The organism is Bradyrhizobium sp. SHOUNA76, from assembly GCF_023006445.1.
Lineage (GTDB): Bacteria > Pseudomonadota > Alphaproteobacteria > Rhizobiales > Xanthobacteraceae > Bradyrhizobium.
Genome location: NZ_JALBHA010000061.1, coordinates 1 through 21,183 on the forward strand (window position 1 = coordinate 1; position 21,183 = coordinate 21,183).

Here is a 21,183-nt window from a genome sequence, read left to right on the forward strand (position 1 = left end):
GGCGCCAACGCGCTCGGCGTCATCATGACCGGCATGGGCGACGACGGCGCGCGCGGGATGCTGGAGATGCGCAAGCTCGGCGCCTCGACGCGGGCGCAGGACGAGGACAGCTGCGTTGTGTTCGGCATGCCCAAGGAAGCTATCGCGCATGGCGGTGTCGAGAAGGTCGTTTCGCTGCATCATATCCCGCGCGAGATCATGCTCTGGTATCAGGCCGGGCACGCCGCGGTGGCAGGTTGATGGCCATGTCTCCCGTTCCGGCCGATACGCTCGCTGAGGCAAGTGCCGCGATCGAGGACGTCTCCTCGCGGATCGAGGACGTCTTCGCGCGCGTCGGTCACGAACTCGGACGCGGTCACCTCATCTTCAAGGAGCTGAACCAGGGTCTCGCGATGCTCTCGGGTGAGCTCTCCGGCGCGGAGATCGAGGGCGCTGCAACGGCGCTGCAGGAGATCGCCGCGCGGCTGAGTGAGCTGGCGCAGGCGCTGCCGGCGGAGAGCGCCCTCTTGGAGACGATCGGCAAGAGCACGGCAGAGGCGTCTTCGCTGCTCAAGCCGCTGTTCAAGCACATCCAGATGATCACCATCATCGCGCGCAGCGCGCGGATCGAGGCGGCCTCGCTCGACGGCGACCGCGAGGGCTTTCTCGCTTTCACCCAGGAAGCCTATGATCTCGGCAGGGCGGTGCAGCGCTCGATCGAAGGCTGCGCGCGGGACCAGCAACGCCTGTCCGAGGCGGTCGCCACCGCCTCCAGCCGACAGAAGGAGTTCGAGAGCCGTTATCGGGCCCAACTGATGTCGGAGAGCGCCGAACTCGGCGCGGCCTATTCCGGATTGCGCGATCAGCGCAGCAAGAGCAGCCATCTGGCCGATCGCGCCAGTTGCAGCACCAGGAAGATCGCCGAGGCGGTCGGCAGCGCGATCATCTCGCTGCAGGCAGGCGACAGCACGCGGCAGCGCCTCGAACATGTGTCGCACGGCCTCAAGCTTGCGTCGGAATCCGCGTCAAGCCTCGTCCCCGAACCGGTCCCGGGCGATCACGGCATGCGCGCGATCTGCCAGTTGCAGGCGGCACAGCTGAGGGATGCCCAGCGCGAGTTCGGCGGTGACGTCGGCCAGATCGTCGGCGCGCTGACCGCCATCCTGCACGACGCAGTCAGCGTCGTCGGCCACGGTCGCACGCTGTTTGGCGGCGAGGAGGGCGGCTCGTCGTCGTTCCTGACACGCATCAAGCAGACGCTGGCGCACGCGTCGACCCTGATCGGCACCTGCGAGAGTGCGGGCCAGGCGGTCGACGAGGCGCTCGCGATCGTCGAGGACACGCTGGCAAAATTTCGCCAGGCAATCGCCGGGCTTGCCGAGGCGACGGTCGATATCACGCTGATCGGAATGAATGCCGGCCTCAAGGCAAGCCATCTCGGCAGCCGCGGCAGCGCCTTCGTCGTCATCGCCAACGAGCTCAAGGCGACTGCCGACCAGGTCTCAGCGGGGGCCGGGCGCCTGAGGCCCGTGCTCGACGGTATCGAGCGCTCGGCCGGCGAGCTGAAGCAGCTCCGCGTGCAGGGTGATCCCACGCAGCTTGCCAAGCTCGAGCCGCAGATCCTTCTGGCGCTGCGCGAGGTCGAGGCCGGCAATGAACGGCTCGGCAGGTTGATGAGCCGGCTCGTGGACGAAGGCGCGGAATTCGAGCGGCTGATGAATTCGGCCCAGGGCCTGATGACCAAGCTCGGCGAAAGCTCCGCGGCCTTGCCTGCGGTCGCGATGCGGCTCGAGACTGCGGGCGCGCAGCGGCTACAGGTGGAAGTGCAGGATCAGGCGATACTCGACGATCTCTTCGCGCGCTACACGATGGAGCGTGAGCGGGATGTTCATCGCGAATTCCTGCAAACACTCGGGCTGGTGTCGATCGCCGCCACGCGCCGCGTCGACGCGGTCGAGACCGCAGATGACGGCATAGAATTGTTCTGACGGTGCCGCCGATGTCGCCTCGTGCCGCGACGGCAATTTGACGGGTTGGCTTTGCAGGGCGTTAACCGTGGCGGAATGCTCGCCGCATCGGTCATTGCCGCGCCCCAGAGTTGGTTGCAAATACCAGTGAATTTTACGGCGGATGTTTCCATCATGAGAGACGGCAAATACGCGGCTTGGTTCAGGACCCCGCGCGCCGAGGGCACGGGCGTCGTGCATCTGGCGGAAGGACGGATCTCCGGCAGCGACAGCTTCTTCACCTATGGCGGCTCCTATCGGTTCGATGACGAGCAGCGCTTCACGGCGGTCCTGACCACGCGGCGGTATGCCGACGGTCCGCCGACGGTGTTCGGGCTTGACGAGGTCCAGGTCAATCTTTCGGGCGTGTGCAACGGTGCGATGGCGACCTGCTCCGGAACGGCGAGGGAAGCGCCCGACGTGATGTTCGAGGTGACGCTGATCTACAGCCAGGAAGACGCGCCGGCTGTGGAAGCGCGAGGCGCCGTCGTGAAGCTCAATGACAAATTGCCCAAGGGCCTCGACAGCCGTTCGCGGCCGCGCCATTTCCCTCCATCTTCGAGGCCTCCCGCATCTTAGTCTTGCATTGACGCTGTCGCAGTGAAAACGGGCTGCGGCCGCGGCGCGGCAACGGTGCATTCAGACGCGGAAAGCTAGGATGAGGGCGCTGTAAAATACGGACGAGAACATGCCTCAGATATGGATGACCTACGACGAACTGGCGACCCTCAGCGGCTGCACGCCGGCAGAAGCCAGATTGCGGGCGCTGCATTTGTCGCTTGACCGCCGCAAGAGTCGCGACGGCGCGACGCGCGTCAAGCTCGACCTGGCGCTGACCGCCAAGTTCTTCGCATCAATCCGCGAAGCGGATTTCGATCTCGACGGCGCCATCGAGGCGCTGCAGAGCACGCATAGGCAAATGGCCGAACTCCTGGCACCGACCGGGTTCCGCGAGCGTGGCGCAGCTTAGCCCGTTTCGCCTCACACCCTCGGGCTGGCCGCTCCAGGCGCCGCCCGTGGGATCCCCCGATAGCTTTTCGCGAATCCGGCATAGACTTGTCTTCCGGAATTAAAGCCGGAGGCCGGGGTTTCACCCGCAACGGGTCCTGAAGACCCGTAGGAGAATGCCATGAGGAAAGCCAAATATCGGGTCGGCGTGACGATGTTGGGAGCGGCGATGCTCGGCGGGCTGCTGATCGTCACAGCGGTGTCGGCACGTGCGGAGGTCGTCAAGCTGCAGGCCGACCTCAAGGGCAGCAACGAAGTGCCTCCGAACAGCTCCTCCGGTTCAGGCAAGGCCGAGGCTGCGTTCGATACCCAGACCAAAGTCCTGACCTATACGGTCACGTATGCCGGACTGACTGGTCCGGCGATGGGGGCTCATTTTCATGGTCCCGGTGAAGCGGGCAAGAACGCCGGCATCGCTTTGCCGTTCAAGACGGTTCAAAGCCCAATCCAGGGCAGCGCCACGCTCACCGACGCTCAGGCGGCGGATCTGCTGGCCGGGAAGTGGTACGCGAACATACATACCGCCGCGAACCCAGGCGGCGAACTGCGCGGGCAGATGATGAAGTAAGGGGCCATGTCCCGTGGGCGCTGGAAAGATTTTCAGCGCCGTGAGCTTCAGGTTGGGGGCCGGGGCAGGAAGGCCAGGATCGTCTGGGCGAGGATGACACCGACGGTGCCTCCCGCAGCCTTTTGCAGCACGTCCAGGAAGCCCGGGTCACGATCGGGAGTCAGCGTTTGCAGGACTTCCAGCCCCATTGCGACTGCCACGACAAGCGAGCAGGCCAAAGCGAGCCGGCCGGGCAACAGAAAGGCCAGCAGGAAGCCCAACAGGCCGTAGGCGCTGAAGCGCTCGATCACCACGATCCAGTAGGCCTCGTGATGCCCCATGAGCGCCGGCCTTCCCGCCAGCCTTGCCAAGGTGGCATAGGCGATGAGGGCGAGGCAGATTCCTGCGGCTGCGATGAGGTGATTTCGACGCATGGCCCACCATAGCCACTTGGGTGCCATTCCGCTTCGAAAGACGAGAATATCGTTAAAACGCCTGGTCGTTCTCCCTTGGCGCGGACTGTCCAAAACCTGGCCGCGATCGGGGCCCGGGAGGCGCTGCGTCAGCGGCAAAGGGATGCCGTCCGGCGGAGATGGTCAGGCTACCAGGACATCGCCGGCCGGCGCCGGGCATGCGGAGCGGCGGCGTGAATCGAGGAGCTCGCTGAATTTCGCAAACGGGAGCGGTGCGGCGACGAGATAACCCTGTCCTTCCTCGACGCCGGACGCGACCAAGGCACGGCGCTGCTCGTCAGTCTCGATTCCTTCCGCGACGACCGTCATTCGGAAGTCCTTGGCGAGCGCGACCAACATCTCTACGATCGTTGTGGTCGATGCATCCACGGTGATGGTGTCGACGAAGAACTTGTCGATCTTGATCGTGTTGGCGCCGAGCCCTTTCAGCCGCGACAGCCCGCTATGGCCAACGCCGACGTCGTCGATGGCGACGCGGAAGCCATGGTCACGCAGCTCGGCCACGATTGCTGCGGCGCGCGCGAGATCGTCGAGCTCGTCGCGCTCGGTGACCTCGACCACGACCTGGCGTGCGGAGACTCTGGCTGTCAGAACCGTGCGACGCAGCGTTTCAATGAAGCCGGCACTCAGCAGGTGCTTGGGCACGACGTTCAGCGACATCTTGAAGGTCTTGTCCGCCCTCAGGACGGGACGCAGGTCGGAGAGCGCCGATCTCAGGATCTGCCAGGTCATCACCTGGATGCGACCGCTGGATTCGGCCAGCGGAATGAAGTTCATCGGCGGCACCACCGAGCCGTCCCGACGAACCCAGCGCGCCAGAATCTCGCAGCCCGTGATCTTGCCTGTCCTGAGGTCGAAGATGGGTTGGTAGTACGGCTTGAATTCGCCGGCCGCGAGCCCGCGATCGAGATCGGCGACCGGCCCTTCCATCCGCCGGCTGCGCGCCAGCAGGATGCCGAAGAGAACCCCAAGTCCAAGGGACACTGCGAGCGCCGGCCAATAAGCCTCGCTGTTCCAGTTCGAAAGGACCGCCTGTTCGAGCCGGATCGTGGCATGAAGCGGGAAGCGCGTGGAATGCCTGTCGAAGCTGATCGGCCCAAGCAGGGGCCTGTCGGCATCGAGCCGGAAATCGCCGAGCTTCTCGCCATTGCTCAAGGCGAGGATGACCTCGCTGTGCGCGCGCAGCTCGGCGGGCATGAGATCGAACAGATTGGCATTGATGCCGACGATCGCGACCAGCGCGGAGCTGCGACTGACGTCCTTGAGCACGCCCAATGCGTCGCCGCCGAATTGCTCCACGCGGAACAGCGAGAGCTCCTTGTCGTGCGAGGACAGCATGTCGTGGCGACCTGCCCATCCCTTGTCGAACTCGAGCGTCTCGGAATAGGCCGAGCAGATCACCGATCCGTCCGGATTAACGAGACGGACGTCCTTGATGGCCGAGCGCTGGTAGACGTGGAGCCGGATGGCTTGAAGCGCCGCCGGTGCGCAGCTGGCAAGATCACGCTTGGCGAGATCGTCCAGGCTGGCCGCGGCAAAATCGACCGCAAGTTCGGAGCGGCGCAGAACGACCTCGGTCAGCTCGCTGAGCTGGTGCGCCTGCTGGTGGCGAATGACGGCCTCTGCCGTCAAATGGCCCGCCAGGGCGAACGCCATCGTGCTCGCAAGCACGAGCGCCACAAACGGAAGGTTCGGTCGCTGGTGTCTCATCCGGTCCGGGCGGAATTCAGGAGAGGCGTGGTAACTGATCTTGGGAACTGATCTTGGGAATTGATCCTAGCCAGCGGGGGCTAAGATAGGGTTTAACGGGCGGACCGGTCCGGAAGGGCTACCGAGTGGTTGCCTGACTGATGGTCGCGCGGCCCGAGCATGGAAAGTTGAGCAGTATGATCAGGACGTTAAGCCTCCTCCTCCTGTCGTTCGTCGTCGGAAACTCCGCGGCCTGGGCGCAGGGAACCAAAGACCAGCCATCGGGCACTCAGCCCACCTCCCGCAGCGGCACGGCGACGAATTCCGGCTCGGACAGCATGGGTGGAGCCTTCAAGGGAACGGGGACACCCAATTACGGAACCAGCCCCGGGATGGGCTCCCAGAAGAAGACGCGTAACTAAAGCCTGATCTGGAAAAGGCGCGGCGGTTTTCCGAAAAGACCACGCTTAAACAAGAACCTGACGCGCGATGACGGTTCATCTTAATCGCATCGCGCTTTAGCTGAGCGAGCGGACGGTCCGCTGGACGCATCGATCGATGCTCACCGACCGAGGCGATGGCGGAGGGGAATTGCCTCTGCAGAAGAACGGCTGGGCCTATGGATGCGGGGCGCGGCGGGTTGGTGGGTGGCCCGCAGCCGAAGCACCACAAAAGCGATGTTGATCGCCAGCCAAACCAACATTGCGGAAATCACAAAATGGACCACGGCCAGACCCTCGCGGCGGAATCTGGATCAACATCTCGTGGTTGCTTTGGTTCCGTCCTGCAAGACGAAAAGCTGCAGGGGGTTCGGAGAGAAGTGTTGCCGCCATGGCGGACAAAGAAAGCTGTCGTCCGCGACGAGCTCTTTCCAGGACTAACTCTTCTTGCCGGTCTTCGACTTCAGCGAAAGGCCAAGCCGCAAGGCCATGCGCTTGATCGCATCAGGCGAGCGTCCGAGAACTTTCGCCGCCTCTTCCAGTGAAGCCGAAGACTTGGCCAACTCCATGAGCCGGCGGTCTTCCTTAAACGACCAGGGCTTGCGCGCCATAACCGAAATGATCCTCTCGTCGACACAACGACAAAGCCGCCAAGCGACCCATGTTCGCTCGACGGCTTCGCTTGGGTGGGGCCAGGCTTGGGGAGCCCGGTGCGAAGATGGATATGCGATCGGTTAGACTTCGCAACAAACAACGCGGATTAAGCTAACTGCTCAACCTTACCGCGATGAAATCGCCGCGCTCCGCTCCGTATAACCACGGTGTTTTCGCGCGAGCGTGATGAGATGAGGCCTGATCGCTGCAACGACGGAGGTGCACTTCCTCTCCCGCAAGCGGGAGAGGTGAACGGCCCGCGGCAATCAGGCCCGCCATGAGCAGCCGCGCCGGTCACGGTTGGGAGCGCCAAATGAACGAGGGTTCATGGTGTCGGCTCGTCGAGTTCTGGTAAAGAGAACGAGCGCCTCTTTCCGCGCCTTGTGCCCTCGCGCGCCGACCAATCTTCAAGCACCACGTTGCACAAACTTCATCTTCGTCTGACAAAAGTTTCAGCGGTACCGATCTTGAAGTCGACACAACGAAAAGATGAAATGAGCGCGGGAGGAACGTTCCGGCAAACGTGGGAACATTCCGGATGTTAGCTTTTTTGGTTTTGATTTCGATTTTCGCAGCGGGCTTTTGCTGCGGCTATGGTGTAAGGGCGTGGCGTTCGCGGAAGCGATCGGCGCGATATCGTCTTTACGCACCCTATACCCCCGCCGCGATGGAGCCCGGCCGAACCCAGCGGCCGTCGTCATCGTAGAACGCGTGCGGCCCAACTCAATCATAGGGGCGAAATCGAAATAACCATGTGTGGTTAGGTTAACTCGTCGCCGTCCTTGAGCGCTTTGGAAAGCCAGCCTAAGATCGATCAATTCATGATGAGCGTTTGGCCGCCTCGGTTTTATGGGGCGCGCAGATAGGCATAGATGACGTATCTCATTGCGTTGCTGGGCGCGACGACCTGCGCCTTCATTTTGATCGCGTTTGTTTGCCCCTATGGCCGGCATCTGAAGGACCTTCCAGGTCCGTGGATCATGAACGAGGGTCATCCAAATGATTGATCAACGCCACAACGCGCCCCGCAGGTACTTCGTTGATGCGCGAGGGCATCGTGTTCTGATCGGCCTGTCGCTGGGGGAGACGGCGGAATTCGAAGCGCTGGATGTCGCGGTGGCGCAGACGCTGCAAATCGTAGCCGAAACCGGCATGGGCAAGGGAGCCGCCGCGGTTGACGACGTTCGATGGCTTGAGCTCTATTCCAAGCACGAAGGAGCTTGGCGGGTGTGGATCGCACGAAGCCAGGCGGAGCGGACGCAGGATTCAGGCTTTGTTAACTATGTGTGACCGATGGTAGCGGCTTAGATCTCGAAAATGGGGATGGCCCACATGTTTCAGCTATTCCTGAGAGCGCGCGCACACAATCTGCTCGGCTCCCGCCGAGAGGACAAGGGCTTCAAAGCCCGCTCCGTCGAGCGTGATGCGGAGACCGACCGCGCGAGGATCGGCGCCGTCCTCGCGGCAATCGAAACGGCATTGCAGGAGGCGGAGAGGGAGCAGGCCGGCCTCAACCGGCGTGTTGACGATGCCCTCGCGCGTGCGTCCGTCACCTTCGGAAACGGCACCGATGAATATCTCGAGCGGGAGCCGCTCGACAATCATCATCAGGATCTTTTTGCAGCCGACATCTCCAATGGCCAGCGCCGGCTCAAGGAATTGGCAAGCAGCATTGCTCACTTGAAGTTCGTCAAGACCGCAATGCTGACCCGCTTTCCTGATTTCAAGCCGCCGCAGCTCAACAGCTAGAGCGGATTGGCTTTAGGTAGAATCGATTGCCGCGGGTTGTTCACCTCTGAGGTCGGCGCGAAGCGCCGGGCGAGGGCTCTCTCGTCTTGGGGATTATCCCATTGAGGAGACACCCTCTCCCCAACCTCCCGCAAGCGGGAGAGGGAGTGCACCTCTGTCGTTGCCGCGATCTAGCTTCATGCGATAGCCCTGCGGCACGCGGGGTAGACCGCGTGGCAATTCCGCGCCGCTTTGCCGTTTGGTGCTTCGATCCTTTTTGCTATGGTTCCGGCAACCATTCACGAATTGAAGGAGCGAAGAGGTGCCGGTCAAAAATTTGCGGACATTGGTTGGATTGGCGGCTGCTTTGACACTGGCTGTGCCGGCAACGGCTTCAGCCATCACGGCCGAAGTGGCGCGCGCATGTGACGCGGCGGTGGCGAAGGCCTTTCCACCCCGGCAAATCGGCAACCCGGCGGCCGGTAGCGCCAAGGGAACGGCCAAGGATCAGCGCGAACTCTTCAAAAAATGCGTCGCGAACAACGGCAAGGTCGACGACGCGCCGGCGGAGGCGAAGGACAGCAAGCCCGCCAAATAGGAAATCGGGGCTCGGCTAGCGTCGGGGCGGCGGACAGGGCGAGTAGAACGCGCCGTTCGCCGCGTTGATGCGTTCGACGCATTGATTGGGATCGGTGATCGTTCCGGCCACCGTGAAGTCGTAGCCCATGCCCTTGACCACCACGATGTAACGACCAGGAGCGAGCGTAAAGCCGTCCTGCTCTGGTTGAAGCAATAGCATCCTCGACTGATCGTCGATCGGGCCTACCTTGTAGGGGTAGGACATGCTGCGGATGACCCAGGAATCGCCGGCGCTGACCATGGCCGCTTTCCCGCTGGCATCGACGCCCATCGCGCGGGAGACTTTCGCAATCACCCGAACTTCGGTCCCGCTTGCATCGACACCCCCGTCGGGCCTGAACACGATGAATTTGACGTCGCCGTCCGCCAACGTAGTCGCGCTCGGCGTGCTGATGGCTGCCGAGATCGCGACGCGGCGGTCCGGAATCTTGCCCGGCACCGACTTGAGCTCATGGAGCTGGCCCTCGCTCAGGGCATAGACTCCAAACGTCGTCGGCAGGGGCATCGAGGGTTGTGCAGGTTGCGCCGGCTCTTTCTGGCTATCCGGCGTCCGTTCAGCAGTCTCGCTTACCGCGGGAGGCGGGCTGGCGGTCGGCTGAGTTTCCGGGCTGTTCGGTGCTCGCTCGGGCGGCCGCGCCGTCTGCGTCAATGCGGTCAGTTGTGTCTTCAGTTTAGGCCAATAGACAGCCACGGTCGCTGCCCCGCCAATGAGCAGAAGGATGGCGGTCAATCGAACCACAGATTTGAAGACGCCCCTCAGTTTGGGGCGGTCGAGCGAAGCTGGCGGCGCGGCCGGACGGCGCTGCGCTCCCGTGTCCTTCGGAGTGGGCGCCGCAGCCGAAACCGGTGATGGCATCGGAACGGGTGGGGGAGTGGCAGCTGTTGGGGGGACCGGAGCGGCGCTTGCCGCGATAAGCTTTTGCGGTTCCGACGCGGCGCTGCGCTCGAAGGAACGCTCGACCTCCTTGATGGCACGTTCGAGAACTTGCTGAAGCTCGCGAGATTCCCGCGCATCGGCGTGCGTGAACTGCTCCAGAAGCTTGACGCGCGCGAGCTCATAAACGATCTCCCGCATCTGCCGGGGATCGTCGGATACGGCGCGGATTCGGCTCGACAGGAGACGGATAAACCCGGCTTTGATTTGTTGCGTCGAGGGAGCGTTTGCCGCAGTTTCACCGGAGTCGGTCATCAAGGCCGATCAAGTAGCTCGAATGAGGCTATTTCGCTAGGTTTTTTCACCCTGTATCCTTCGGTTGCTGTGGCTCGCTCCGATGGATCCGGCCTGCAAAGGTCCTGCGCGATCGTCTCGAAGAGCTTGCTTTTGGGCGGAAACCTGTGACATTTCGCCAAGCTCCTCATTCCGGTGTTTGACCATGCGCGGCGTTTTGACAGCAATCACATTCTTGGCCTTCCTGGTTCAGCCGGCGTCTGCACAAGGAATCAAGGACCAGGCCAACACCACCAGCTCCAGCATCATCACGACGCCTGCGAAGAAGGCGCAGACCAATCAGACGGCCTCGCGGCCGACCGCCGTTAGGAACCTCTCGGGCAGGCTGCCCGCTGGGAAGTCAGCGCAAGGCGTCTGGCGCGATGGCAAGCTGGTCGCCGTTCCCCGCTGAGGCTGCGACCCAACTAACCGTGAAGGAACGGTGATCGCCTCCCTGACGTTCTTGCTCGGGAGATAATTCATGAAACGACCAGTCCTAATCGCAATTGCGTTGCTTGTGCCTGCCGCCGCCTGGGGCCAGGGCGTCAACGATCCGTCGACACCCAACCGCAACGTGATCATTGTCAATCCGTCGCAGCCGTCGGGCAGCACGGCCACGCCGAATTACCCGAGCCGGATCCAGGCGCCACTGACCCGCGGGGGGCGAGCTATACCCTATTACGGAAACAGAACCCGGGGCAGTGCCTCAAGTAGGCGGTAGGTGTGCCGCCGGCTGGCCTAAGAGAACATCGCCAACCATCAGCCATTCGGCCGCCGTGCTCGATTTTCGGTAAATAACGGAACGCTCCTGTCCCCTAAGAGAGCGGCGTCTTGGCGAGCTATTGAGGATTGATCTCGACCTCCAGGGTCGATGTCCCTGCACCGTGAAGGTTTTTACCCGAGATCAGAAGGGTGAATTTATCGGGGCCTTGCTTGTCGGCTGCTGCCAGATAGCGGAAGCCGGACCCGACCACGGTCAATTGTCCCCTTGATGGTCCCCTCACGACCGATACCTTGAAGATCTGCATGTACGACCAACGCAAGCCCTGGATGCAGTCGGATCCAGGCTGGATGGTCAGCGTCCACGTCACTGTGTCCCCCGACAGTTCGAACGGCGTCCGTTCCTTGATGCAGAGCGGACTGGCGTGAGCCGCCATGACTAGCGCAGCGGAAGCTGCGATGCAGGCAGCTAGCAGCAACAAGGGTTTTTGAGGCATGCGACGGCAGCTCCACGCGCAATTCCCGAAGAGAATATCAGCGAGCGAACGAGGTCTTCGACTAAAGCGCAAAGCTTGCCTGCGAATTCGCTTTCTTGCAATTGGCAAAGGTATAGATTGATGAGCCGGGCATAAGGGGTTTCCGGCCAATGGTCGTCCTTATGCTTTGTCTTTGGAGTTATCAGCGTGCGAACCGCTCGACGTGACCATTCGCTAGATGACGGAAGGCGGTTTGGGACGCTGTCTCGAGCTGTCGTTTCCGTTGCCGCTGCCCTCGGCCTTGGTCTCCCCTGTCCTTGCTTCTGTCTTGCTCAGGCCGAACCGGAGCCCTCGCTCAGCGACTATCTTCCACCAAGCGAGCCAGAAGTAACGCGCGACGAATGGCGGCAGCGGATCGAGGACGCACGGCGACGCGCCAAGGAGGTTTCGCGCGAGCGGCGGGAGCATCCAGAGTTCTACAAGCCGATTCCGGAAGATCCGGACGTTGTCGCGACCGAACGTCTGCTCCGCGACGATAGCCTGCAACGAGGCGACATCGTCACGACCAAGAAGGGCATGTTCGTCTACCAGGGCCGATCCGACCAACCGCGCCGCGATCAGGACTTTGTGCCGGTCAATCCGAAATCGGCGCGCTGAGGTTCAGTACCGCCGCAAGATCTCGTTGAATTTGGGATCGGCCACTTTCGTGGTATCGAGCAGCAGCGACTTGCCTTGCGGAGTTGCCTGCACGTAGGCCGCGATCAGCAGCGGCTCGTAACGAGAGCGATTGGCAAGCGCCGACCGGATGTCGGATTGCGCCAGCAGCTTGATCTCCTCATCCGTTGCGGCTGTGCTCGAGGTCACGGTCCGGACGCGAGCGAAGGCAACGTCGATCGGCACCGATCCGGTCAAGTAGGACATCTTCACCGCAGGCGTTGCCGTTTCGCCGGACTGGACCTGCAGCGTGCCGAGCGTGAGCCAGAGCGCGGGCCTGATCGGCGATACTTTCAAGGCTGCGACGAGGGCGGCTTGGGCGGCCTTGTTCTCGCTGGCCCTTTCGCCCGCTTCGGCTGAAGGACGGTGAAGAACGTCAGCGGCCATTGCCGCCGCGTAATTCGCGAGCAGATCCCCCTCCAACGACAACGATGCCAAAACACCGCCGGCCAGCTTGGCCTTGTCGGGTGGAATCTCGCCAGAGAACAAATCGCTCGCGCGGAAGTTCGGTCGTATGAGATCGCCGTAGAATTCCATGCCAGCATGAAGCGCCAGCACGATCGCGGTGGAGATGCCGATGACGCGAAGCAGGATCATGCGGTTCATGTTGAAATCGGCGAGGCCTGTGAGGGCGGAGCGAACGCGGGATTGAAAGGAAAGTGGGGACCTTAAATGGCCATCAGACTATCGCCTTGGATCGTCAACAGCGTCAAGTTGCCGGTCGCATAGGCGCCGGTGTCGATGTTGATGCGGTTCGGGCGAATATCGGGCACGCTGACGGGCGTATGACCGTGGACGATATATTTCCCGAAGCGCTCCTCGGAGGCTAGGAATTCCTCGCGGATCCAGAGCAGGTCCTCATCCTTCTGGCGCTCGAGCGCGACACCAGGCTTGATGCCGGCATGGACGAAGAAGAAGTCGCCGCAGGTAAAGGACGAGGGCAATTGCTTGAGGAAGGCGAGGTGCTCGGGCGGCAGCGCGCGCTTCAGTCCTTCGATCAGCTCGACCTGTTGCTCCGCCGAAGGATTCATGGTCGGCGTGACGCCGTAGGAGACCAGCGTCAGCAGGCCGCCATAGTGGCGCCACTCCTGCAGGCGGGCGGGGTCCTTGAGGACCTCGAGCAGGAAGACCTCGTGGTTGCCCTTGAGGCAAACCGTCTCATGCGATTTCGAGCGTTCGATCAACAGATCAAGCACGGCACGTGAGTCCGGGCCGCGGTCGACATAGTCGCCGAGAAAGACCTGGATGGCCCGCCCGGGAGCGGAGCGGGCCAGATCGGCGTCGATCACGGTTAACAGCGATTGAAGCAGATCGGCGCGGCCGTGCACGTCGCCGATGGCATAGACGCGAACGCCGTCGGGAAGCCGCGGCTTGGTCTTCTTTCGAAAGCGTCTGGAAAGGCCCATCAGGTCGGTCGAATCGCTTCTAGCGTCACGCGCGGAACGTCGTGACCGCTCTTAGCAGAACAAGTCACACATCGGTATTCTTAATTGTTTCCGACCGATGAGCCCGCATTTTGATTAAAGGATCGCGCGGCCTTTGAGCCGTATTTCAAGACGTCTCGCGTAGCGTCTCCTCAACAAGAACGGGGAGCGCGACATGCGCAAAGTTGTAAAGTTCCTGGCGGCCGTGGCCGCCATCGTCGTTGCTGCGGGCGTGCAGCAGCGCGCTGAAGCCGCTTTCGTCGGTGCGCCCTTGGGGCTGCGCGGTGCCATCCAGTACATCAAGTTCGACCAGCCGACGCTGGCGCCGATGGCGTTCACGCTGTTCTGCCTGAAGTACAAGGACGAGTGCAAGCCGCGGCCGCAGCACATCGTGTTCAGGGGCGGTCGGCTGAAGCTCACGGCCGAGCGGCTGGCGCAAATGCAAGAGGTCAACCAGCGCATCAATACCGCCATCCGTCCCGAGGCCAATCTGGAAGGGCTGCGCGGCGAGAAATGGCTGCTGCATCCGGCGAGCGGCGACTGCAACGATTACGCTGTGACAAAACGCCACGAGTTGATCGCCAACGGCTTTCCGGCGCGCTCGGTACTGCTCAGCGAGGTCGTGACCACCTGGGGCGAGCACCATCTCGTGGTCGTTGTCCGCACCTTCACCGGCGATCTCGTGCTGGACAATCTCTCCGGCCACATCCTGCCGTGGTCGAAGAAGCCCTATCGCTGGGTCCGCATTCAGTCGCCCAAGAACCCGAACTACTGGGCCTCGCTCGGCGACCGCGCGGTCTGATGGATCGGTGCTCTATCGTGACGAGGATTGGCTGACGCTCTGCGACAGCCCCAATCCCACGATCACGGAAAGACACAGGATTGCTGCCGGCCGCAGCAGCCCGGGACCTGCGAAGCTCTGAACCAACGCAAAGAGAACGCAGGCTGCGGCCGCCGCGGGGAAGAATGAGTCGCGTCCGCGCTGCAGAGCGCCGAAGAACAGGCGCAGCAGAGCGATCAGGCTCACCGCTATCATGGCAGCCAGGCCGATCCATCCCATCTCTGCAAAGATGGCCGTCGCCGTGGAGGGCGCCGTCAAAATAGCTCCAGCATCGCTGTGATAGATCCTGCCCACCGCGCCAAAGGTCCCGGCGCCGGCGCCGAACCAGCGTGTGTCGGCCAACATCCGCTCGAGGGCGGCCTTCGTTTCGGTCCCCATCTCCGGGACCAGCCGCAGGAGGACCGGTCCGGAGCTCTTCTCAAAGAGAAAGGTCAGGAAGATCCCTGCGCCGATCAGAGCTGCCAGCGAGAGCGCGCCCACTGCCAATGGCGAAAGGTCGAGCCTGCGAATGACGAGGATCAGCAGGATCAGCACGATGCCGAAGCTTGCTGCGATCGCGCTGTTCGTGCCTGAGAGGCCGAAGATCGCAAGCGCGCTGACCAGCGCGCCCATGAGGCCGAAAAGACCAAGCACGATCGAGCGAAGCAGCGAATGACGCGTTTCAGCCCGTTCGGCAGCGAGTTGCATGACCGCCAGGTTCAGGATGAGGCCGAAGCCGGCCAGGGTTGTTGCCAACTCGGAAGTTGCGGCAGCCTCGGCAACGGCTGGCGACAGCCGATGCAGATCCAAGGTCAAGGCGGAAACTGCAGTGACGCCACCGAGGACGAAGAGGACCAGCTCGGCGCGGCCGCGGTCGCGGACCACCAGGATGGTGACGCCGAGCAACGCGATCGCCGCAAGCGCCTGGAACAGCGCATTCAGCGTCAGGCCAACATCGGCAGAGATCGGTCCCATGGGGAGGCCGCCCAGGGCATCACGCGTGCTCGGCCAGATCGGGTGCGCCCAGCTCAGCGGAAGCGGCGCAAGCTGGACTGCGATGCAAAGCGGAATGGCGATCAGAAACCATCGGCCCCAGGACAGTGCGCGCACATAGTGCTCGTAATCGGCTTTGCGCGCAGCCGAAGCGGCCGCGAGCAAGCTCAGCGCTGCGGCCATCATCCCGAGCTGCGCACCGACCTTGGCGCCGGCGATTTCGAGAGCGGAAGCTGAGACGATTGAAACGATGAGGGCAAAATAAGCGAGGGACAAACGGCGCGCTCGAACGGAATCCTGAAACGGTCAGGTCACCATACAAGCCGTCGATTGGTTTTCAAACAGAGGTCTGTCTCGGACCAACAGCCTGACCGTGAGCCGCGCGTAGGCGCGAGCTCGCCGCGGGGTTGATCGGCGCGATCAGCGCGTGGCCTTGATCGGGCGACCGACGGCTCGCCCGGCACGTGCGGCGGCAAGGCCAAAGCGCGCGCCCGACCCAAAGAGATAGCCGCCCTGGAGGGCGATAGCTGCGAGTGCCACACCTTTCAGGCTATCGAGCACGGTGACATCGACCATCAGCCCGACCGGGACGGCGGCAAGCACCATAACGAAGGTCAACGGCAGCAGCACCAGGACGCGAAAGCGTTGGCCCAGCACGGCACCTACCAGAAAGCTGAAAATCAAAAACGCGGTCATCCGAAACACTCCGTGCTTCGGACCCTAGGTTCCCCACCCTAAAAAGACCCTTAAGTTGTATGGCTAAATTGGGCCTATTGGCTGCAATTTGCCAGCAGCGAATGGTAGGCCTCCCGCAAGCCATTCAGCGCCACCATACCCTTGATCTCGCTGTCGCTTTCCCGGACTACCACGGACAGCGAGGGCGTCGTCTGCCATTTGCCGGCGGCAAAGGCCGAGACCTCGTCAGGCAGCAGCACGGCGGCGCCGGCGGCAGCCATGCTGGCGTCAAAGGTCAGAGTGCCGCCGTTGCTCGCGGCGATGGTGACCTTGGGGTGGCTCCGCGGCGGGAAGGGCCGGATCAAGGCCACCAGCACGTCGATCTTGCCTTTCGGCGCGCAGCGGACGATCAGGCCGGCGAAGTCCGGGTCGGATTGGGTCGTGTCCGCCGTCTTCGTGATGGCTGCGAAGCTTTCGCCGTCCTTGGCCCCCTGGGTGCGGCTGAACTTCCAAACGGAGGAGAGGGCTGGGGTGGCCACCTCAACGATGGCTGCGCCCTGGCACGAGGATCGCGCGCAGGAGGTAACAGAGCCCCATGGGCGATCAGCGGCGCCAAGGAGGGAGCCTGCCAACAGCGGGACAAGAAGGAAGCCGGACAATGGGAGTTCCTATCCTTAACGGCCCAGACTTAGCAGAGCGGAGAGAGGCCAAGAAGCCTCGCGCTCGACACAGGGAGCCCTTGAGTTGGGCGGTTTGCTCGCCGACCGGGCACACGAAATACAACAAATAGTCACAAAGGGTTAAACCAAGCCCCAAAGAGTGGCCCGCACGCAACAGTAGCCGACGGATCGCTCCGTTAACCACCGGGAAGCCTTGTCGCACCACCCCCTAGGCCGTACCAATCAGGGGCTAATAGGGGACTCCTGGGGCGCGATTCATGCATTCCTTTGCCAAGTCATATTTATTGAAGCCGGCGTTTCTAGTGGCTGCGTTGTCGCTTGGAGCCTGTTCGACCAATCCCGGCTCGGGTCCGCTCACGGACGACGTCAACAACAAGATTCAGACTGAAAACGCACCGGCCTATGAGCTGGTGCCGCTCAATCCGGCCACGGTGAAGATCCTGCACACCCATGAGCCCAAGGGGCTCGCGGGGGCGTTCACGGACAAGCGGCCGCCGGCCAGCATCGTATTCGGCATCGGCGACGTCGTCAGTGTCACCATCTTCGAAGCCGCGGCAGGCGGTCTGTTCATCCCGGCGGAAGCCGGCGTCCGCCCGGGCAACTATGTGACGATCCCGGATCAGTCGGTCGACAATGACGGCTTCATCACCGTGCCCTATGCCGGCCAGATCAAGGCTGCGGGGCTTACGGCGGTGCAAATCCAGCGCTCGATCGTCGATAAGATCGGCAACCGCGCCATCGAACCACAGGCGGTCGTCGCGATGTCCTCGCAGCGCACCCAGCTCATCAGCGTGCTCGGCGAAGTCAATTCGCCGGCGCGTTATCCGGCGAGCGCGGCGGGTGCCAAGGATCGCGTGCTCGATGCGATCACCCGCGCCGGCGGCATCAAGGGCCAAGGCTTCGAGACCTGGGTCATGCTGGAGCGTGGCGGACGGCGCGCCACCGTGCCGTTCGAAAATCTCGTGATGGCGCCCGAGAACAACGTTTATGTTCGCCCCGACGACAGCATCTATGTCTATCGCGAGCAGCAGAAGTTCCTGGCGTTCGGCGCCAGCGGTCAGAGCGGCGAGTTCAACTTCGACGCCTGGCGCATCAACCTCGGCGAAGCCGTCGGCAAGTCGGGTGGTCTTCTGGATGGTCAAGCTGATCCGGCTGCCGTCTACCTCTATCGCCGCGAGCCGCGCGAGGTTGCGGCCCAGCTCGGCATCGACGTCAGCAAGTACACTTCCGAGACCGTTCCGGTCATCTTCAACGTGAACCTCCGCGATCCCGGTGGCTTCTTCCTTACCACCAAGGTCATGATGAAGAACGGCGACGTGATCTACGTCTCGAACTCCCGCAACGTCGAAGTTACGAAATTCCTGCAGTTCCTGCGCGTGATCATGGCCACCGGCTCGGATGCGGTGAATCTCTCCAACGACGCCCTGATCTTCCGCAACAACGTCAAGCTGGCGCCGTAAGACGCCGACTTGATCGAGCAAAAACGATGGCACCGGGGCTTTGCCCCGGTGCCATTTTCGTTTAGATCGAAGCGGTTCTGCTGCGGCTACGAGTTCGGGATAAGATCAAGGCGCCACTGCGCAGGGCGCCGGTCATCGGGCATCCCGCACTGTTGCAAGGGGCTTCATGCGCTTTCGGACACTTTGCCGTCTTTTGGCTCTCGTCCCCGTCGGCTTCGGGCTTGCACCGCTCGGGCAGGCTCTCGGCGCTGCCGGGGAGCTCGGTGTCCGCCACCGCATCGACGTGATGGTCTCCGCCGAGCCTGATGCGCCGGTCTTGTCGCGCCTCAAGGGAGCCAGGGGCGAGCTGTCGTTCACGATCCGGCTGTCGGCGAACTCCAAGGAGAGCAAGTTCTTCGGGATGCTGCGCCCATCTTTCCCCGATATCGTCGTTCCCGATGGCGCGGGCAAACCGCTGGTCCAGCAGACCAAGCTATGGGAGGAGGAGGTCTGCCATCAGCGCCGCGGCCTGCCCAAAGTCACGGTGACGCAGCTCGGCGGGCATTTCGGCGAGGGGGAGGGGCGGATCGAGATTTCGGCCATCAACCGGCACATCGGCGTTCTGGTCCCGCCTGACGAATTAACCCCTGGAATAAAACTCGATCCGGGCAGTGATAGCTTTGGAGTATTCCTGGCATTCCGGGCGCAGACCCGGAACAGCCGCCTCAACGTGGATCTGAAGATCTATCCGATCGATTGCTTCCTCTAAGCTCAAGCAAAGCTCGCCTTAAGAAAGCACGATGCGCCTTTGGCCTCCCAATATCAGCTGGTTCAGGATTCGTTGGTCATGGAGCCTGCCTGCGACCTTCATCCTGTTCTTTGTAGTGGCCGGCGCGCCGTTTCCGTTCGGCTCGACCAATGATCTGTCGATCGCGTTCTGGTGCCTGTGTCTCGGGGTCGCGGTCATCTTCGCGCCGACGCGCGATCTGCGTCGGTCGCACCTGTGGCTGCTCGCCGGCATCGGCGTGATCGTTGTGGCCTACGCGTTCGTGCTGCATGAGCAGCTCTCCGACCATCCCTGGGTCGCGCCATTCCAGCCGATCTGGAAGCAAGCCTCGGATCTCCTGGGCGTGCCGATCGCTCCCTCTGCTTCCATCGTGAAGATCGAGGCGTTCTTTGCGCTTGGTGCGCCGCTCGCCAACATCCTCGCCATCGTTCTCGGCATCACCGTCGGAGCCGATCGTGACCGCGCCCGCCGCCTGCTGTGGGTGATCGCGATCTCGGGTGCGGCCTACGCCCTCTACGGCGTGCTCTCGTTCCTGATCGAGCCCACCATGATCCTGTGGCGGGACAAGACGGCCTATCTCGGCAGCGTCACCGGCACCTTCATCAACCGTAACACGGCGGCGGCCTATTTCGGCTCTTGCGCGGTGATCTGGATGCTGCTGATCCTGGAAGATGTCCGCCGCCGGCTGCCGGAGCGGCACGTCGAATGGCGGCGTCTGTCGCTCGATCTGCGCGCGATCCCGCCAAAGGAGATCCTGCCGCAGCTTGGCTGCCTGCTGATCTGCCTGATGGCGATGTTCATGACGACCTCGCGCGCCGGCGTCGGCCTGTCGCTGCTGGCGATGATCGTTTCGTTCACACTCTTTTTGCGCAAGGACTTGCCGCCGCGCACCGGCATCTGGATCTCGCTCGGCTCGGGCCTTGCCGTGGCGCTCGGCCTCTTGCAACTGCTCGGCGGCCGCGTCTCCAGCCGCTTCGACAGCCAGGGCTTGGTCGACGAGGGCCGCATCGAGGCCTGGAAATCCACGCTCAAGATCATCGGCGACAATCCCTGGTTCGGCACCGGCATGGGCACCTTCCAATGGGCCTTCCCGCCGTACCGCAGCCCCAACATCTCGATTCGCGGCATCTGGGATGCCGCGCATTCGACGCCGCTGGAGCTTGCCTCCGAGGTGGGCATTCCCATGGCGCTGCTGGTGGCGCTCGGCTGGGCCATCATGCTGCTGGTCCTGGCCAGGGGCGTGTTCGGACGCCGGCGCGATGCCATCATCCCGCTGGCCGCGGTGGCGACCGCCACGCTGTCGCTGCTGCATTCGAGCCTGGACTTCACGCTGCAGGTGCCCGGCTACAGCATTCCATTCTTTGCACTTTTCGGCGCGAGCCTGGCGCAATCCTTCCGCACCAAGGAAAGCCGCGCCATGGCGGAGGGAGGCACCACCAGCCGGCGAGGCGAGGGCCGTCCGACAACCTCAGGCGCCGCCCCGCGCCGGGTGCCCGAGCTTCACAAAAGTGTCTAGATTTGAAGCAGTTGCGTCATTTACGAAGTCTTTAGAATAAGTGGACAGCTCTTTTCTCTTCGGTTAGGTTCCGCACTGCACAGCCATTTGCCCGGGCCGAGGAAGCACATCGGGGCAGCTGATTTTTTGGAGGTTGATTTATGAGCGTTCTCAAGATTGCGCTTCGCATGGCTGCCACAGCAGCCCTCGCCGCGACGATCACCTCGGCCGCCAGCGCCGCCGTTTACCCGCCGCAGCGCCAGCTGCCGGCCACCGTCATTTCCGACTTCAAGGCCGCTCCCAACAGCCTATTGCAGCAATATCCGACCGGCGGTCCGCAGCTGATCTCGCGCGTGCGCGATCTCGGCGCCTCCGATCCGACCACGCTTCCGGGCCTGATCGCGCTCCTGAAGGATCCCGCGACCACCAAGGACCAGATGCGCGCGATCGTCGGCGGCCTCGCCCAAATCGCCCGCATGGCCGCGCAGGCCGACCAGGCCTTCGCCAATGAGATCCAGGCCGCGATCGCCAACACCGGCAACCAGGACGTCATCGCCGCCTACCAGGCCGCGACCGGCGACGTCCAGATC

Annotated in this window: 25 protein-coding genes; 15 read left to right on the plus strand and 10 right to left on the minus strand. The window is 62.8% G+C overall.

Annotation, left to right across the window (positions count from 1 at the left end; all coding sequences use genetic code 11):
- The 5 genes from MOV74_RS10455 to MOV74_RS10475 form a co-directional block, all read left to right on the plus strand.
- Positions 1-240 (plus strand): chemotaxis protein CheB (locus tag MOV74_RS10455; protein WP_309486792.1); only part of this gene is annotated, 240 nt, incomplete at its 5' end.
- A 5-nt stretch (positions 241-245) separates the two neighbouring features.
- A complete protein-coding gene (locus tag MOV74_RS10460) occupies positions 246-1,967 on the plus strand; it encodes a chemotaxis protein (protein ID WP_246921108.1) in 1,722 nt (573 codons plus the stop codon).
- Between the two features lie 150 nt (positions 1,968-2,117).
- Complete coding sequence (locus tag MOV74_RS10465; protein WP_246921171.1) at positions 2,118-2,564, plus strand: hypothetical protein; 447 nt, start codon at positions 2,118-2,120, stop codon at positions 2,562-2,564.
- A 109-nt stretch (positions 2,565-2,673) separates the two neighbouring features.
- Positions 2,674-2,955, plus strand: coding sequence for a hypothetical protein (locus MOV74_RS10470; protein ID WP_309486793.1), 282 nt, complete (start codon positions 2,674-2,676; stop codon positions 2,953-2,955).
- Between the two features lie 159 nt (positions 2,956-3,114).
- Positions 3,115-3,561: a CHRD domain-containing protein gene (locus MOV74_RS10475; protein ID WP_404979133.1), complete on the plus strand. Its 447-nt coding sequence runs from the start codon at positions 3,115-3,117 to the stop codon at positions 3,559-3,561.
- Positions 3,562-3,608: 47 nt separating this feature from the next.
- On the opposite strand, the gene MOV74_RS10480 is transcribed toward MOV74_RS10475, so the two are convergent.
- From MOV74_RS10480 to MOV74_RS10490, 3 genes are all read right to left on the minus strand, one after another.
- The gene (locus MOV74_RS10480) at positions 3,609-3,974 is read right to left on the minus strand and encodes a VanZ family protein (RefSeq protein WP_246921177.1); all 366 of its coding nucleotides are present in this window, start codon (positions 3,972-3,974) and stop codon (positions 3,609-3,611) included.
- Between the two features lie 162 nt (positions 3,975-4,136).
- On the minus strand, positions 4,137-5,723 hold the full coding sequence (locus MOV74_RS10485; protein ID WP_404979134.1) for an EAL domain-containing protein: 1,587 nt from the start codon (positions 5,721-5,723) through the stop codon (positions 4,137-4,139).
- A gap of 856 nt (positions 5,724-6,579) precedes the next feature.
- On the minus strand, positions 6,580-6,753 hold the full coding sequence (locus tag MOV74_RS10490; RefSeq protein ID WP_246921116.1) for a hypothetical protein: 174 nt from the start codon (positions 6,751-6,753) through the stop codon (positions 6,580-6,582).
- Between the two features lie 1,042 nt (positions 6,754-7,795).
- Here MOV74_RS10490 and MOV74_RS10495 point away from each other — a divergent pair.
- From MOV74_RS10495 to MOV74_RS10505, 3 genes are all read left to right on the plus strand, one after another.
- Positions 7,796-8,086, plus strand: a complete 291-nt coding sequence (locus MOV74_RS10495) for a hypothetical protein (RefSeq protein WP_246921119.1) — start codon at positions 7,796-7,798, stop codon at positions 8,084-8,086.
- Between the two features lie 42 nt (positions 8,087-8,128).
- A complete protein-coding gene (locus MOV74_RS10500; protein WP_246921122.1) occupies positions 8,129-8,545 on the plus strand; it encodes a hypothetical protein in 417 nt (138 codons plus the stop codon).
- Between the two features lie 301 nt (positions 8,546-8,846).
- Positions 8,847-9,122, plus strand: coding sequence for a hypothetical protein (locus tag MOV74_RS10505; protein ID WP_246921125.1), 276 nt, complete (start codon positions 8,847-8,849; stop codon positions 9,120-9,122).
- A gap of 15 nt (positions 9,123-9,137) precedes the next feature.
- Here the strand turns inward: MOV74_RS10505 and MOV74_RS10510 are convergent, their stop codons facing one another.
- Complete coding sequence (locus MOV74_RS10510) at positions 9,138-10,352, minus strand: hypothetical protein (protein WP_246921127.1); 1,215 nt, start codon at positions 10,350-10,352, stop codon at positions 9,138-9,140.
- Between the two features lie 214 nt (positions 10,353-10,566).
- Here MOV74_RS10510 and MOV74_RS10515 point away from each other — a divergent pair, with 214 nt between their 5' ends.
- Positions 10,567-10,782, plus strand: a complete 216-nt coding sequence (locus MOV74_RS10515; protein WP_246921130.1) for a hypothetical protein — start codon at positions 10,567-10,569, stop codon at positions 10,780-10,782.
- A 427-nt stretch (positions 10,783-11,209) separates the two neighbouring features.
- On the opposite strand, the gene MOV74_RS10520 is transcribed toward MOV74_RS10515, so the two are convergent.
- Positions 11,210-11,587 carry an Ig-like domain-containing protein gene (locus MOV74_RS10520; RefSeq protein ID WP_246921133.1) on the minus strand — a complete coding sequence of 126 codons (378 nt, stop codon included), beginning with the start codon at positions 11,585-11,587 and terminating at the stop codon, positions 11,210-11,212.
- Positions 11,588-11,773: 186 nt separating this feature from the next.
- Here MOV74_RS10520 and MOV74_RS10525 point away from each other — a divergent pair, with 186 nt between their 5' ends.
- Complete coding sequence (locus MOV74_RS10525; protein ID WP_246921136.1) at positions 11,774-12,223, plus strand: hypothetical protein; 450 nt, start codon at positions 11,774-11,776, stop codon at positions 12,221-12,223.
- 3 nt (positions 12,224-12,226) lie between these two features.
- Here the strand turns inward: MOV74_RS10525 and MOV74_RS10530 are convergent, their stop codons facing one another.
- Both MOV74_RS10530 and MOV74_RS10535 read right to left on the minus strand, forming a co-directional pair.
- Complete coding sequence (locus MOV74_RS10530) at positions 12,227-12,886, minus strand: hypothetical protein (RefSeq protein ID WP_246921139.1); 660 nt, start codon at positions 12,884-12,886, stop codon at positions 12,227-12,229.
- Between the two features lie 62 nt (positions 12,887-12,948).
- A complete protein-coding gene (locus MOV74_RS10535) occupies positions 12,949-13,686 on the minus strand; it encodes a metallophosphoesterase family protein (RefSeq protein WP_246921142.1) in 738 nt (245 codons plus the stop codon).
- A gap of 193 nt (positions 13,687-13,879) precedes the next feature.
- Between MOV74_RS10535 and MOV74_RS10540 the strand changes: the two genes are divergently transcribed.
- Complete coding sequence (locus MOV74_RS10540; protein WP_246921146.1) at positions 13,880-14,506, plus strand: transglutaminase-like cysteine peptidase; 627 nt, start codon at positions 13,880-13,882, stop codon at positions 14,504-14,506.
- Positions 14,507-14,518: 12 nt separating this feature from the next.
- Here the strand turns inward: MOV74_RS10540 and MOV74_RS10545 are convergent, their stop codons facing one another.
- The 3 genes from MOV74_RS10545 to MOV74_RS10555 all read right to left on the minus strand — a co-directional run bounded on the left by MOV74_RS10545 (position 14,519) and on the right by MOV74_RS10555 (position 16,851).
- The gene (locus MOV74_RS10545) at positions 14,519-15,430 is read right to left on the minus strand and encodes a hypothetical protein (protein WP_246921149.1); all 912 of its coding nucleotides are present in this window, start codon (positions 15,428-15,430) and stop codon (positions 14,519-14,521) included.
- Between the two features lie 507 nt (positions 15,431-15,937).
- Positions 15,938-16,213 (minus strand): hypothetical protein, encoded by a 276-nt coding sequence (locus MOV74_RS10550; protein ID WP_246921152.1) that lies wholly within the window; start codon positions 16,211-16,213, stop codon positions 15,938-15,940.
- A gap of 74 nt (positions 16,214-16,287) precedes the next feature.
- Positions 16,288-16,851, minus strand: a complete 564-nt coding sequence (locus tag MOV74_RS10555) for a hypothetical protein (protein WP_246921155.1) — start codon at positions 16,849-16,851, stop codon at positions 16,288-16,290.
- Between the two features lie 278 nt (positions 16,852-17,129).
- Between MOV74_RS10555 and MOV74_RS10560 the strand changes: the two genes are divergently transcribed.
- The 4 genes from MOV74_RS10560 to MOV74_RS10575 form a co-directional block, all read left to right on the plus strand.
- Complete coding sequence (locus MOV74_RS10560; protein ID WP_246921158.1) at positions 17,130-18,332, plus strand: polysaccharide biosynthesis/export family protein; 1,203 nt, start codon at positions 17,130-17,132, stop codon at positions 18,330-18,332.
- A gap of 166 nt (positions 18,333-18,498) precedes the next feature.
- Positions 18,499-19,080, plus strand: coding sequence for a hypothetical protein (locus MOV74_RS10565; RefSeq protein WP_246921161.1), 582 nt, complete (start codon positions 18,499-18,501; stop codon positions 19,078-19,080).
- A gap of 31 nt (positions 19,081-19,111) precedes the next feature.
- On the plus strand, positions 19,112-20,614 hold the full coding sequence (locus MOV74_RS10570; RefSeq protein WP_246921164.1) for an O-antigen ligase: 1,503 nt from the start codon (positions 19,112-19,114) through the stop codon (positions 20,612-20,614).
- 140 nt (positions 20,615-20,754) lie between these two features.
- The coding region (locus MOV74_RS10575) for a hypothetical protein (RefSeq protein ID WP_246921167.1) at positions 20,755-21,183 on the plus strand (429 nt) is incomplete at its 3' end.

Excerpts from the sequence above, each read along its gene's own strand:
- MOV74_RS10460 (WP_246921108.1), top strand. The coding sequence starts at position 246 with ATGTCTCCCGTTCCGGCCGATACGCTCGCTGAGGCAAGTGCCGCGATC.
- MOV74_RS10470 (WP_309486793.1), top strand. The coding sequence starts at position 2,674 with ATGCCTCAGATATGGATGACCTACGACGAACTGGCGACCCTCAGCGGC.
- MOV74_RS10475 (WP_404979133.1), top strand. The coding sequence starts at position 3,115 with ATGAGGAAAGCCAAATATCGGGTCGGCGTGACGATGTTGGGAGCGGCG.
- MOV74_RS10480 (WP_246921177.1), bottom strand. The coding sequence starts at position 3,974 with ATGCGTCGAAATCACCTCATCGCAGCCGCAGGAATCTGCCTCGCCCTC.
- MOV74_RS10485 (WP_404979134.1), bottom strand. The coding sequence starts at position 5,723 with ATGAGACACCAGCGACCGAACCTTCCGTTTGTGGCGCTCGTGCTTGCG.
- MOV74_RS10490 (WP_246921116.1), bottom strand. The coding sequence starts at position 6,753 with ATGGCGCGCAAGCCCTGGTCGTTTAAGGAAGACCGCCGGCTCATGGAG.
- MOV74_RS10495 (WP_246921119.1), top strand. The coding sequence starts at position 7,796 with ATGATTGATCAACGCCACAACGCGCCCCGCAGGTACTTCGTTGATGCG.
- MOV74_RS10500 (WP_246921122.1), top strand. The coding sequence starts at position 8,129 with ATGTTTCAGCTATTCCTGAGAGCGCGCGCACACAATCTGCTCGGCTCC.
- MOV74_RS10510 (WP_246921127.1), bottom strand. The coding sequence starts at position 10,352 with ATGACCGACTCCGGTGAAACTGCGGCAAACGCTCCCTCGACGCAACAA.
- MOV74_RS10520 (WP_246921133.1), bottom strand. The coding sequence starts at position 11,587 with ATGCCTCAAAAACCCTTGTTGCTGCTAGCTGCCTGCATCGCAGCTTCC.
- MOV74_RS10530 (WP_246921139.1), bottom strand. The coding sequence starts at position 12,886 with ATGAACCGCATGATCCTGCTTCGCGTCATCGGCATCTCCACCGCGATC.
- MOV74_RS10535 (WP_246921142.1), bottom strand. The coding sequence starts at position 13,686 with ATGGGCCTTTCCAGACGCTTTCGAAAGAAGACCAAGCCGCGGCTTCCC.
- MOV74_RS10540 (WP_246921146.1), top strand. The coding sequence starts at position 13,880 with ATGCGCAAAGTTGTAAAGTTCCTGGCGGCCGTGGCCGCCATCGTCGTT.
- MOV74_RS10550 (WP_246921152.1), bottom strand. The coding sequence starts at position 16,213 with ATGACCGCGTTTTTGATTTTCAGCTTTCTGGTAGGTGCCGTGCTGGGC.
- MOV74_RS10560 (WP_246921158.1), top strand. The coding sequence starts at position 17,130 with ATGCATTCCTTTGCCAAGTCATATTTATTGAAGCCGGCGTTTCTAGTG.
- MOV74_RS10565 (WP_246921161.1), top strand. The coding sequence starts at position 18,499 with ATGCGCTTTCGGACACTTTGCCGTCTTTTGGCTCTCGTCCCCGTCGGC.
- MOV74_RS10570 (WP_246921164.1), top strand. The coding sequence starts at position 19,112 with ATGCGCCTTTGGCCTCCCAATATCAGCTGGTTCAGGATTCGTTGGTCA.